Source organism: Acinetobacter sp. YH12241 (assembly GCF_013417535.1).
Classification (GTDB): domain Bacteria; phylum Pseudomonadota; class Gammaproteobacteria; order Pseudomonadales; family Moraxellaceae; genus Acinetobacter.
Window position 1 is genome coordinate 1 of record NZ_VPDQ01000048.1, and the last position, 12,305, is coordinate 12,305.

Annotated in this window: 17 protein-coding genes and 2 pseudogenes; 7 read left to right on the plus strand and 12 right to left on the minus strand. The window is 34.8% G+C overall.

All coding sequences use genetic code 11. The features are described from left to right. Positions 1-567: 567 nt before the first annotated feature. The 3 genes from FTV18_RS14905 to FTV18_RS14915 are packed head-to-tail and all read right to left on the minus strand — an operon-like array spanning position 568 to position 1,539. Positions 568-882, minus strand: coding sequence for a hypothetical protein (locus FTV18_RS14905; protein ID WP_104505826.1), 315 nt, complete (start codon positions 880-882; stop codon positions 568-570). A gap of 38 nt (positions 883-920) precedes the next feature. After that, positions 921-1,235: a DNA-binding transcriptional regulator gene (locus FTV18_RS14910; protein ID WP_104505827.1), complete on the minus strand. Its 315-nt coding sequence runs from the start codon at positions 1,233-1,235 to the stop codon at positions 921-923. After that, the gene (locus FTV18_RS14915) at positions 1,216-1,539 is read right to left on the minus strand and encodes a transcriptional regulator (protein ID WP_104505828.1); all 324 of its coding nucleotides are present in this window, start codon (positions 1,537-1,539) and stop codon (positions 1,216-1,218) included. The genes FTV18_RS14910 and FTV18_RS14915 overlap by 20 nt, the downstream gene beginning before the upstream one ends. Before the next feature lie 88 nt (positions 1,540-1,627). On the opposite strand from FTV18_RS14915, the pseudogene FTV18_RS14920 reads away from it, so the two are divergent. The 3 genes and pseudogenes from FTV18_RS14920 to FTV18_RS14930 all read left to right on the plus strand — a co-directional run. Further along, positions 1,628-1,723 (plus strand): annotated as a pseudogene (locus tag FTV18_RS14920) (transposase domain-containing protein); the annotation flags it as partial. Between the two features lie 133 nt (positions 1,724-1,856). Then, entirely contained in the window at positions 1,857-2,270 is a 414-nt protein-coding gene (locus tag FTV18_RS14925) for a hypothetical protein (protein ID WP_179989130.1), read from the plus strand. Between the two features lie 2 nt (positions 2,271-2,272). Beyond that, the gene (locus FTV18_RS14930) at positions 2,273-2,587 is read left to right on the plus strand and encodes a hypothetical protein (RefSeq protein WP_070155405.1); all 315 of its coding nucleotides are present in this window, start codon (positions 2,273-2,275) and stop codon (positions 2,585-2,587) included. Between the two features lie 157 nt (positions 2,588-2,744). Here FTV18_RS14930 and FTV18_RS14935 read toward each other — a convergent pair whose 3' ends face one another. From FTV18_RS14935 to FTV18_RS14955, 5 genes are all read right to left on the minus strand, one after another. After that, positions 2,745-3,047, minus strand: coding sequence for a hypothetical protein (locus tag FTV18_RS14935; protein WP_136144098.1), 303 nt, complete (start codon positions 3,045-3,047; stop codon positions 2,745-2,747). A 91-nt stretch (positions 3,048-3,138) separates the two neighbouring features. Beyond that, on the minus strand, positions 3,139-3,432 hold the full coding sequence (locus FTV18_RS14940; protein ID WP_004733298.1) for a type II toxin-antitoxin system RelE/ParE family toxin: 294 nt from the start codon (positions 3,430-3,432) through the stop codon (positions 3,139-3,141). Beyond that, complete coding sequence (locus tag FTV18_RS14945; protein ID WP_070154357.1) at positions 3,422-3,667, minus strand: type II toxin-antitoxin system RelB/DinJ family antitoxin; 246 nt, start codon at positions 3,665-3,667, stop codon at positions 3,422-3,424. Before FTV18_RS14945 ends, FTV18_RS14940 begins: the two co-directional genes overlap by 11 nt. Positions 3,668-3,836: 169 nt before the next feature. Further along, positions 3,837-4,163, minus strand: coding sequence for a hypothetical protein (locus FTV18_RS14950; RefSeq protein ID WP_004676063.1), 327 nt, complete (start codon positions 4,161-4,163; stop codon positions 3,837-3,839). Further along, positions 4,160-4,582, minus strand: coding sequence for a hypothetical protein (locus FTV18_RS14955; protein ID WP_004676061.1), 423 nt, complete (start codon positions 4,580-4,582; stop codon positions 4,160-4,162). The genes FTV18_RS14950 and FTV18_RS14955 overlap by 4 nt, the downstream gene beginning before the upstream one ends. Positions 4,583-4,685: 103 nt before the next feature. Between FTV18_RS14955 and FTV18_RS14960 the strand changes: the two genes are divergently transcribed. Both FTV18_RS14960 and FTV18_RS14965 read left to right on the plus strand, forming a co-directional pair. Next, positions 4,686-5,009 carry a hypothetical protein gene (locus FTV18_RS14960; RefSeq protein WP_004676058.1) on the plus strand — a complete coding sequence of 108 codons (324 nt, stop codon included), beginning with the start codon at positions 4,686-4,688 and terminating at the stop codon, positions 5,007-5,009. Between the two features lie 175 nt (positions 5,010-5,184). Next, positions 5,185-5,796, plus strand: coding sequence for a recombinase family protein (locus FTV18_RS14965; RefSeq protein WP_015060246.1), 612 nt, complete (start codon positions 5,185-5,187; stop codon positions 5,794-5,796). A gap of 189 nt (positions 5,797-5,985) precedes the next feature. Here FTV18_RS14965 and FTV18_RS14970 read toward each other — a convergent pair whose 3' ends face one another. Both FTV18_RS14970 and msr(E) read right to left on the minus strand, forming a co-directional pair. Continuing rightward, positions 5,986-6,870, minus strand: coding sequence for an Mph(E) family macrolide 2'-phosphotransferase (locus FTV18_RS14970; protein ID WP_000155092.1), 885 nt, complete (start codon positions 6,868-6,870; stop codon positions 5,986-5,988). A gap of 55 nt (positions 6,871-6,925) precedes the next feature. Continuing rightward, positions 6,926-8,401, minus strand: a complete 1,476-nt coding sequence (gene msr(E) / locus FTV18_RS14975; RefSeq protein ID WP_000052512.1) for an ABC-F type ribosomal protection protein Msr(E) — start codon at positions 8,399-8,401, stop codon at positions 6,926-6,928. Between the two features lie 372 nt (positions 8,402-8,773). Between msr(E) and erm(B) the strand changes: the two genes are divergently transcribed. Together erm(B) and FTV18_RS14990 are read left to right on the plus strand one after the other, a co-directional pair. Next, positions 8,774-9,526, plus strand: coding sequence for a 23S rRNA (adenine(2058)-N(6))-methyltransferase Erm(B) (erm(B), locus tag FTV18_RS14980; protein ID WP_154320141.1), 753 nt, complete (start codon positions 8,774-8,776; stop codon positions 9,524-9,526). Between the two features lie 564 nt (positions 9,527-10,090). Beyond that, a protein-coding gene (locus FTV18_RS14990; protein ID WP_087514472.1) for an IS3-like element ISAba20 family transposase occupies positions 10,091-11,166 on the plus strand; the annotation gives its coding sequence in 2 pieces (ribosomal slippage) (positions 10,091-10,343 and positions 10,343-11,166; 1,077 coding nt in all). A 28-nt stretch (positions 11,167-11,194) separates the two neighbouring features. Here FTV18_RS14990 and FTV18_RS14995 read toward each other — a convergent pair. Further along, positions 11,195-11,665: an AraC family ligand binding domain-containing protein gene (locus FTV18_RS14995; protein ID WP_020753607.1), complete on the minus strand. Its 471-nt coding sequence runs from the start codon at positions 11,663-11,665 to the stop codon at positions 11,195-11,197. Positions 11,666-11,838: 173 nt separating this feature from the next. After that, positions 11,839-12,305, minus strand: a pseudogene (locus tag FTV18_RS15000) (IS1 family transposase); the annotation flags it as partial.

Below are 12,305 nucleotides of genomic sequence, written 5' to 3' on the forward strand. Positions count from 1 at the left end.
CCAAGCAGACGTGCACAGAAAACAGCGATTGAACAACGAAATCTAAATCCTGTGCTTGACTTGGAAATGTCCATATAGGACATTTCTATTTGGTTATTAGGTAGGACATTTCTACTTGGGAATAACAACACTTGTATATTAATATAAATATCAATCACTTGAAAATTTAGCCATGACTAAGAAAAAGCAAAAAATCGGCTTTTGTAATAAGTTGGTGAGTTTTTAAGCAGATCTGTAATATTTTGCCAGTAAATTTGATTAAAAAACGATCAATTTGGCAATCAGTGCCCATTTCATCGGCTTTCAGGATCCGAAACTATCCCCAATGGCTGTGGATAAAATTTAGGCTATTTTGTACGCCCTGGCGCACAACAATCTCGGCTCTTTGCGGCTACCAGGAACAGTGGAATTTTCCTATGATGAACTCATCAGGAACAGGAAGTTCCAAACAACAAGAATAAGAAAGATCGCACCAGGAGCGTGAGGTAAGACAGGAGTCATACCTAGCAACCCAATATGAGAAACCCCGGCAGGATGCTGGGGTTTTTTATTGTCTGCATTTAAGGTCTAATCAGTCTTAGCCAATTCATTTTGGTTGATAAGTTTAATCAGCGCATTTTGAACAAACTCATCAAGTTCAATCCCTTTTTCTTTTATGATGGTTTCTATCTTTGCTAGCGTTTCACTTTCTAATTCGAACTCGATTTCTGCTGATGTTTCCATGAGTAAATCATAGTTATTTTCGACTATCTTTTTAAAGGTTTCTTCTAGATCTTTTGTTGATGGAATATTGAAAGATAAGCGTAATGAGCTATTGATAATTTCAATATGGGTATACCCTAAATATTCAGTACTTTTTCCCACAAATCCTAAGTGCTTCATAAAAAACCTTAAATAAATATAGTAGAGAGCTGTCTAAATTAAGCCAGACTCTCTTTTACAAATTTTGGATCAACAATAAATAATCGAATAAGGGATGTTGCTGCTCCTGATGGTCTTCTCGCACCTTGTTCCCATGATTCAAGAGTACGTCTTGATACGCCAAGAATCTTAGCAAACTGATCTTGTGTTAGTTGAGCCTTTCTACGAGCTAACGCTACATCTGTCTCAGTGATTACGGTTCTTTTCGCTGCATTACTAGTAAGCATATCGTCGATGCCTTGTAATATTTCAGCTTCAATATCCCTAGTTGCTTCAAAAGCCTCAAGTTCTTTTTCAGTCATTAAACGAGTCATTTAGTTTCTCCACTAATGCTTGAAGAGTCTTCTTACTAAGCTGTACAGTTTGCTTTTTACTGTACAAGGTTAATAACCAAATCTCTCCATTTGCTAAACGATTAAAGTAGATGACTCTGACACCACCACTTTTACCTCTACCACCGCTAGTCCATCTAATCTTACGAATACCACCTGCATTAGGCTCTACATCTCCTGCTTCAGGATTTAATGCTAAGAATGTTTTGAATTCCTCATATTCTTCCTGAGTCCAATAAACAAGACAGTATTTAGTAAATAATGGAGTCTCACATATTGTATACATTGATTGCATTCATACTACCTTGTAGTAGTTTATTTTATACTACTTTGTGGTATTTTTAAATGATAATTCTTAGTTCTCAGGATTAAATGCCTATTTAAGTGATGTGCTGAAAAGGTTGCCGACACATAAAGTGACTCAGATTGAAGAATTGCTACCACACCGCTGGAAACCTGAACCGAATTAAAAAATAGGCATGGGGTTCAGCGGACGCTTACGTTCAATTCGTATAACCACCATTATGTTAAATAGAATCAAAAAACCTCCAATAAAATCGTTATAGTATTATTATTTATTGAGTAGATAAGAGAATTAAATTAGTGAAATACTCAAATGAACAAATAGTAAAAGCACTCTTACTTGCTCCTTTACCTTTACTTTTTTTAACAACAGTCCTGTTTATCGCAGTGAATCACGAATACAGCCTATACTCGATTTTCGTAGTTCTTGTAGGACACGGTCTTATTTACTTGGCTTATTGTATTTTGACTGTGCCTTTTAGCTACATATTCTCAATTCTTTTAAATCGTTATAACAGACTTAATTTATTAACCATCTGTATTACCTCTCTAATTATTGCTACTCCATTTTTTATTCTTTTAGGATGGGGGCATACTGGAAAGATTGCTGAAGATTGGTGGAAGATGTATACCAATACATGGGCTAGCTTTCTGGCTCTATTTCCTGGCTTATGTTATTGGCTGTTTTTAATTAACTTAAAAGATAAAGAATAGTTATGAAAAAAATATTATATTTTAATTTTTTAGCGATTATTTTGACTTACGTATCTTTGCTTTATCAAAAAAATATATTAGTTGCTCGCATAGTTGTAGATAAGCTTGAAAAAGTTAAAGTCATAGCTGGGGGATTTCCTCTCCAGTTCCTTATAGATGGTGAAACCTCTCCAGTCGGAAGTATAAGTATCAATCCTTTATTTATTTTCATCGGCATGGATCAATTTGTTTTTCTCAATTTTTTTATTGATTATTTATTTTGGATAAGTATTTTATTTGCTTTTTCTATGATTGTGAAAAAGTACAGAATTGTATAGATCTTCTAAAATTAACATAATACACGTTATACGAAGTTGAAAAATTGAGACTATAGCCTTAATTTTTATGTATTTTTTTAATTTAACACCTAGGCCAGTGCCTAGGTTTTTTCTGTTACATATTCATCTCGTATAACAGCCATTATGTTAAATGGATTTAATTTTGCTTAGCCTTATATTCATTAAATGCTTGAAGCATTTCTTTTTTCTGTTCTTTGGAGGCATCTGTATATGAGTAAAATCTTTCATAATCTTTTCTAAATTGGCTACTTTCAATCCTTTTAGCTAAGCCATCAATAAAACCTTTTCCTTGAGTCTGATACTGCTGAATCGTTTGTTCATCTAAGCAGATAGTTTTCTCCCAAGAAATTGCACTCATATTTATAAGAACATTGAGATATATATTTTCGCTATCCTCATATAGTTCCCAAAAATAAGGTTCTATTTCTATAAGCTGCATTCTACTAGTATTCCTAAACTTTTAATTATTTCTAAAATTAACATAATACACGTTATACGAAGCCAAAAATGGGGGCATGCAGCTCCCATTTTTAGTCTTTTATCCGCTTTTTTGCTTCATCATAAACAATGCTATCAGCTCGTTTTCCAACGGTAATTAGCAAAATAACTACCTGATCATCTTTGACCTGGTAAACAAGTCGGACACCAGCTTTTAATAATTTTATTTTATAGCAGCCTGCAAGATCACCTTTAAGCATATTCTTTGGAATATGTGGTTGCTCTATTACCTTAGCTAATTTTTTCTTGAATTGATCTCGTATAGCACTAGGAAGCTTTTCCCATTCTGCAGTGAAGTCCTTATGACGTAAAAGCTTATAAGTCATCTAATGTGACTTCCTCGAACATCTCTTTAGGATCATTAACACGTTTGCGAACAAGAGCTAATAAATCAGCATCTTCCTCTGAGAGTAAAGCTTTTTGTACTGGAAGCTTTCCAGTCGTAGCAATATATTCAAGAATATTAGTAAAGAACTCAGTAGGTGCAATTCCTTGTTCTTTTAGGATGGAATAAGACTTTTCTTTAAGGGCTTCATCGACCCTGAAATTAACAGTAGCCATCATTTTCCCATTTATTGAATGCATGAGAATATTGTAATGCAATATGCATTACAAAGATAGTTCGTATAACAACCACTATGTTAAATGGATAGTTGTTTAGTGGGAAAATCAAGTTTTTGAAATTTCAAATTGAAGTTTTTTCGTTCAATTAGTAATTGTAATTTATATTCTATTGAATAACTATTTCATAACTTTTCCTATCATATTTGGCTGCATACGTAGCTACTTCTTGATTAATCTTTTTATGATTTTTATCTAAATATGAAAAGATTATTGAATCCTCATTGTGCCGCTCGTAATTGATGGCGTATTTATATTCTGAATAAGGATAAAGAGTACCTAAGCTATAAGTTTTTTGAGCACTAATATAAGTTACTTTAAGGTCTGTAATTGGATAATCAGTCTGATTTTTAATAAAAATATATCCATCCTTTTCAAATGGCTGGCATCCTATAAGTAGAACTAATGTAAGACAGTAAAATAGGCTATTCTTCATTTTGGTAGTTCTTCAATTGGTCTTATGAGTCGATTAATAACTATAACTTTTGAGGTATCACAGCTATGATCTACTTCAGTTATCCAAGAATAATTATTTTTTTCTAGAGGATAGGATTCTCCGCCTCCATATGCTGCTTTATCACCTAAAAAATAAGTATCCGAATCTACTTTTAGGCTCTTAGTTTCCGTATCCCAATCTAGAGTTTTTGTAGCAAAAATTGGCAGAACTTTAGAGCCATCAGCATGTTCTAGGTATAGGCATTTACCTTCCCTAATAAGCTTAGCCTCACTATAACTTGCATTATCTGCTCCCCCCGTATATTGAATACGTGGAACAACTATATTTGATTCAATTTTTTCTGTAACTGGACTGCAGGCTGCAAGTAAACTTAATAAAATAAATTCTAATCTTTTCATATTAAAGGAATTTTTTGAGAGAGTAATAGAGAAATTAAAGCAAATTATTCCAAAAGGCTCTGATTAAAAATTGTTAAAATTAGTAGATATATGAGAGGAAATTATGAAAAAATTTTTATACTTCAATTGCTTATCTTTTATTTTTACTTATTTATCTTTGTTTTATCAGAAATATACATTAGTGGATCGTATAGTTGTAGACAAGCTTGGAAAAGTTAAAGTCATTGGAGGAGGATTTCCCTTACAGTTTTTAGTAGATGGTGAAGTATCTCCAGGTGGGAGTATAGCGCTAGATCCTTTAAATATTATTATAGGAATAGATCAATTTATCTTCTTATATTTTATTTTTGATTATTTGTTCTGGATAAGTGTTTTATTTGCTTTTTACATAATTTTGAAAAGGTACAAACTAAAACAGATTTTCTAAAATTAACATAATACACGTTATACGAATTCCCAAGGCATGGCTTTTAGTTATGCTTTTTTTATCAAAAGAGTATACCTGAATGATAGCGAGCCAAATCGCATACAATATCTATCATTAGACTTAATGCAATAATTAAATGATAGTATTATCATTAATCTAATAGAATTAAGATTAAATGATAGAAATGAATACACGTATTTATCTACGAGCTTCAACTAAAGATCAAGATGCAGAAAGGGCTTTGCAGATTCTTCAGGATCTAAACCAAAACTTGAATTTGGGTGAAACCATTGTGTACGTGGAAAACTATAGTGGTACGAAGTTAGACCGACCTGAATTGAATAAGCTACTGTCAGAAGCAAATCAAGGTGACACATTGTTAGTTGAAAGTATTGACCGCTTATCACGCCTAACCCAACGAGATTTTCAAGAGCTGAAGCGCAGGATCCAGGAGAAGGGACTTCGTTTAGTCGTAGCAGATCTTCCTACTACCTACCAAATGATTCAAACCAGTGACAGCATTACTCATTCAATCTTGGAACTCATCAACAATATGTTGATTGATCTTCTGGCAACAATGGCCCGCCTAGACAATGAGAAACGTATAGAACGTATTAAGCAGGGCCTGGCACGTTCGGGTTACAAACCAACAGGCAAGAAGGCAAATGAGGCTAAACATAAACGAATAAAAGAATTGCTAGTAGTTGGCAATATGACTAAGGAAGAAATTGCCAAAGCAGTGAATTGTGGAGTTGCAACTGTCTATCGAGTTGCTAAAGTTATCTAAAAGAGGCTTATCTCAACGCGCCCCCAATGGGGCACCGCTGCATTCAGGTTACTTCACATAAGAAATTTTATGTTAAATGATTGTTAGAAATGCCCCTTGATCGAGGCATTTTCTATAAAGAATACTAAAAACTAATTAAAGCCAACCAAGTTTCAAAACAAGGCAGTTCTCAGCAATCATATTTTTAAATTATATAACTCCCAACTGAGCTTTTGCTCCAACGATAAGGCTTTCATTTTGAGTTTCTAAGGCAAATAAACCATACATCAAAGGAGAGGCCGCTGCTCTTTCTAAAGTCTGTTCATATAGTTTATTCCAAACTTTACCCCCTAGTTTTTCATACTCGATGATTAGAGTTTTGAGGCTTTCTTCTCCAAACAAAGTTACATGCCCAGCAAAATCAATCGCTGGGTCATCTATATGGGCTGTTGACCAATCAATAACGCCTGAAACAGCTCCATCCTTTGAAGCTAGTACATGCCCAGCATATAAATCGCCATGTATAAATTGGGTGAAATCTGCCCATAGAACATCATTATCCAACCATTTTCTGTAGCGGGTTTCCAATTGCTCACTTATACCAATTTCAGATTTTACTAACTGCAAATTGTTTGCTATTTCAGGTCTTAAATCTGAAGGTTTCATAATTTTCAAATCATTTTCCCGAACTTCTTTTTCAGGAATACTATGGATTTCAAATAAGGTTTTTGCCAAAGATGTTATGTATTTCGGGCTATCTTTGTCCATATTCCAAATTATTTCATAGGTTTCAGCATCCAAATTTAAAACAGGATTATCTTTAAGTATGGGATAAGCCACTAATTCTGTAGATGAAATTCTCCAATCAGGAACCTCTACAGAAAGATGTTTTTTTACCAATTCTAAAATGCGTTTTTCTTTCTTGATTTGTTCCCTCATGCCATCACGACGAGGAATACGCAGCAACCATTGTTGCCCCTTTGTATCAAGAGCAAAAACGACCTTAAAATCAATGCCCATTTCATTGAAATTCATTTTGTCCGTAAGCAACAAGCCGTGTGCTTCAGCAAGTGATTGAATATCTTGAATTGTCATTTTTAATTTCCTTTAAAGAGTTCAATAATTAATGTTCGGATTAGATTGGCTATCATTAACAATCTCTCTCAAAAGTCTTGATGATTTTGTGGTCTTTGATCTCGTAGATAATGTCAGCAATATTATCGACCAATTGCTTGTCATGAGATACGAAGATAATAGTTCCTGCATAGGACTTCATCATTGTTTCTAATGCGGCAATACTTTTTAGGTCAAGATAGTTTCCTGGTTCATCCATAAGCAAAATATTATATTTTCCTAAAAGCATTTTGGATAAAAGCAGTTTGATGATTTCACCTCCCGATAAGTCGGATAAGTTTTTTTGAATATCATTCGCTCCGATCCCCATTGAAGCCAATACTGCACGAATTTCCGCAACTGTGTACTCGCACTCTTCCTGCATAAAGGAGAGCACAGATTTATGCGTGTTAAATTTATATCCTGTTTGTGTAAAGTAGCCAATTTCAGCTTTTGGAGATATGGTTAATCCATCAGCACGTTCTGATATCATTTTTAACAAGGACGTTTTCCCTGTTCCATTCGATCCAGTTATAGCGACTTTAGCGCCAAGCGGTATTATAAAGTTAGCGTCATCAAAGATAGTACGGCTACCAAATTTTAAGCTCAGACCATCTGCCGTAATCGGGAACTTATTGTGCAGTTCTAGGGCTGAACTTTGACGAAAACGAATAGAACGCAAATGCTCTGGTGCTTGAATATCTTCTAATGCAGCCAAACGCTTTTCCATACTCTTAGCTGCCTGATACAGTTTTCTTTGCTTGGTGCCAGTCATTTTTGCATGCCCAAGTCGTCCAGCACTTTCGGTAGAGTTTTTGGATTTTTCTCCTTTTTTCTTATTGTCTAATCGATTAGCTTGCTGGCGTTTTTCTTGCACAGCAGATTCTAATCGCTCCCGTTCCTTCATCATCAGCTCATATTCTACGGCTTGGTGTTGTCGCTCTTCTTCTTTTTGACGCAAGTAATCCGAGTAACCACCCCAATATTCCGTAATTTTACCGTCTTTTAACTCCCATATCTTGTCTACAACCATATCAAGAAAATATCGGTCATGACTGATAACAAGTAATGCTCCATCAAATGCTTTAAGTTGACCAATAAGTAGATCTATTCCATTGAGATCAAGGTGGCTGGTTGGTTCATCCGCTAGAATGCCATGTACTTGTTGGGAAAATGCGGCAGCAATTTTTGCACGAGTTTCCTCTCCGCCACTCATTGTGTCGTTTTGTACATTGGAAACACCAAGGCGAGATAACATTGCCCGGTCTTCGACCGTTTCTATTTCGATTCCGCCCAGTTGGCTGATATGTGCAAAATCACCAAAACGCTGTAATGTCGCTTCGGCTAAAACAATTTCGCCATTAAGTACTTTGAGTAAACTACTCTTTCCTGCTCCGTTATCACCCACAAGACCAATACGGTCATAAGAGTGAATTTCCAATTCATCAATATCCAAAACATCACGCCCAGCATAATCCAAGCGTATGTTTCTCGCTTTAATAATTAAACTCATTTTTATTTACTCCTGTTTAGCTCTTGAAATTTTTTATGCAGCAAACAGGATTTAGGTGAAAACAAAAGCTAGCATCACAGTGTCCTCCCAAAAAAAAAGCTATTCATCCACAGGGTGGACAAATAGCTAGTCAATTAAGTTATAACTGGAAACTATGCACTAAAAGCATACTTATAAATTAAGCATACTTTTACTTTATATATCCGCATATATTCTTAAAGACACAACAAAAGCCCACCATTATAAAATAGTGTCACTATGCAAATAGTTGTGTCTTAACGAATGCGGATAGAATGCATAAACTTACCTAAAAAATAAAATTCAGTTTTATGATAACTTTACTGTTAAAAGAAGTCTAGACAACCTTGTTTTATGCTTGGATATAAGGCTTATTTTAATATAAAATATTCTCAAAACTTTTTAACGAGTGAAAAAGTACTCAACCAAATAATAAAACAATTGAATTTAAAAGAAACCGATACCGTTTACGAAATTGGAACAGGTAAAGGGCATTTAACGACGAAACTGGCTAAAATAAGTAAACAGGTAACGTCTATTGAATTAGACAGTCATCTATTCAACTTATCGTCAGAAAAATTAAAACTGAATACTCGTGTCACTTTAATTCACCAAGATATTCTACAGTTTCAATTCCCTAACAAACAGAGGTATAAAATTGTTGGGAATATTCCTTACCATTTAAGCACACAAATTATTAAAAAAGTGGTTTTTGAAAGCCATGCGTCTGACATCTATCTGATTGTTGAAGAAGGATTCTACAAGCGTACCTTGGATATTCACCGAACACTAGGGTTGCTCTTGCACACTCAAGTCTCGATTCAGCAATTGCTTAAGCTGCCAGCGGAATGCTTTCATCCTAAACCAAGAGTAAACAGTGTCTTAATAAAACTTACCCGCCATACCACAGATGTTCCAGATAAATATTGGAAGCTATATACGTACTTTGTTTCAAAATGGGTCAATCGAGAATATCGTCAACTGTTTACTAAAAATCAGTTTCATCAAGCAATGAAACACGCCAAAGTAAACAATTTAAGTACCGTTACTTATGAGCAAGTATTGTCTATTTTTAATAGTTATCTATTATTTAACGGGAGGAAATAATTCTATGAGTCGCTTTTGTAAATTTGGAAAGTTACACGTTACTAAAGGGAATGTAGATAAATTATTAGGTATACTACTGACAGCTTCCAAGGAGCTAAAGAGGTCCCTAGACTAGCAAGAAGTACACAAGAAGCCTTAAAGATTATAGAAAAGCTTTTCCATGAAATGCTTAACATTATTTAATGTTAACATGTGGCTTTGTGGTAACTACCACGAGTGGTAACTTGTAACATGAAAAAAGTTACAAGTTACAAGTGGTTTATTTACGAACATAAAGGCTAGGAAAGCACTTGATAAGTATATCAAGTGCTTTTTTTCCGTTCGATTTTACTATCCAAGATACCGCTTGACGTACCTAATATTTTAGTGTGCTAAGGGCTTTGCTTTTTCTGGTTATAGTTCGTTCAAAAAAGACCGCAAGGGTAAATGCACGATCATAGATCGCCCTTGCAGCTTTTTAATCTCTCCACTTTTTTATAACCAAGCAAACGGTGGTAATCCTCCCTAAAAATAATTGAGTTTAAAAGTAGAAAATCGAATAACCTTGATTTAAGGAGATTTTCTATGAAAACATCTAAGTATTCAGACAGCTTGATCATGAGTATCTTGAAGCAAGCTGAAGCAGGAACACCCATACCGAACTTGTGCCGCGAACATGGTATGAGCTCTGCTACATTCTACAAGTGGAAGTCCAAATATGGCGGCATGGATCTTTCAATGATGACGCGGCTTAAAGAACTTGAGGCTGAAAATGCCCGTTTAAAACGCATGTATGCTGATGAGCGGCTAAAGTCAGACATCTTGCAAGATGCACTTTTAAAAAAGTTTTAAGGCCTGTTCAGCGAAAGTCACTTGCTCAGCAAGCTACTGAGCAATTTAAGATTTCAATCAGCATGGCCTGCTTAATTTTTAAAGTCAGTCAAACGTGTTATCGCTATAAAGCTCGTTTAGATGAAGAGAATCAACAGATTGCCGAATGGTTGATTCAATTAACCAATGATCATAAAACATGGGGCTTCAAGCTTTGTTTCCTGTATTTGCGTAATGTTAAAAAATACAAATGGAACCACAAACGTGTCTATCGCATTTATAAGGAGCTTGAGCTTAATTTAAGAATCAAGCCTAATAAGCGGATTAAACGAGAACAGCCAGAAACCCTTGCAGTACCGACAGCTAAGAATGAATCATGGTCAATGGACTTTATGCATGATCAACTCAGTGATGGACGTAGTTATCGAGTTCACAACGTGATTGATGACTATAATCGCGAGTCATTGGATATATTGATTGACTTTTCATTGCCAGCAGAACGTGTACTGAGAGGACTTGATCAGCTCATTGAATGGCGAGGCAAACCTAAACGCATTAGAACCGACAACGGCCCAGAGTATATAAGTGAGCTGATGGAAAAGTGGTGTGATCAGCATGGTATTGAGCATGTATTTACTCAACCAGGCAATCCACAGCAAAATGCATATGTTGAGCGATTTAATCGTACAGTACGTTATGAGTGTCTAAATCAATATTTATTTCGAGATCTGAGCGAGGTGCAGGACTATACAACTGACTGGCAGTACTTTTATAATCATGAACGACCTCATATGTCAGTAAATGGTTGTCCACCTATTTTTAAACAATAACAAGGCTTTAGATTTTCTACCCATTAATTCAATTAAAAATGGGGGTATTACCTAAGTTTTCTAATAAAAGATCTAAATACGTATCTTTCATCAATTGAGATTCATTGTTATTCAATATATTGTAGGTTGAAAGTATCAAATGTGAAAGTTGAGGATCAGAACGTAGGGTTGATTCGATAGCAAGTTCGATAGGCTCATTAAATATTCCTTCATAGCTTTTTTTTAACCATGCTGGATCTAAATGCATCATTTTATAAGTGAAGCCGAGAGGATCTGGTGCATTACCATCATGAACTTCTTCAGGTTCAAGCATGAAAGTTTGACCTTGATAGCTATCAATAATTTTTTTTCTACAATTGAATTGTTGATGTCCTAACTCTGTTACCCCTATAAGATAACTTGAGTGTAGATGAGGATCGTATGCAAAGCCTTTGAAGTGGGCATGAATTAGTTCTATACCTGTAGACTTATCCTGTGTGACATTGACCCAATTGCTCATATTTACTTAATTAGTCCTAATGGATTTAGCTTATCAAAAATTATCTAATGAAGAAATTCTAAAATTAACATAATACACCTTATACAAAATGCCCTTGTAAGCCCTTAATCAAGGGCATTTTTAGTCTCTACTTAACATAAAATTTTGGTGGTGCTTCAAAAAGTATGCTGCCTTTAAATGAAGCCATTATTGATGTAAAAGAAAAGAAGGCTAAATCAAAAGCTTTAAAATGGTTTTCAAGCTTTTTTGAAAAATTACAGCTTCTTCTGAAGCTACGCCTAATTCTATGCCTTATTTTGCAATTATTGCCTTCAATACCTACAGTAAAAAATTTACCAATACTTTGCTTACCATTTTTAAAAGCAGTGATGAAACTGTCCCAATGATCACTTGCAATTCGGGTGTAGTGAATATCTAATTGTTTAAGCTTTGTCTTCAATTGTTAGACTGTAGCTAAATCTCGTTTACCCCAAACATAAGCAACAATTTCACCTGTTTCTCGATGATAGGCGTAAATAAGCCATTGTTTATTCTTTTTATTTCCAACAAAATTCCAGAACTCATCTACTTCGAGAGATTCATAATGACTTTGCTGAGGCTGAATTTCATAGGTTGATTCAGTTAAAGTACGTAAAACTTT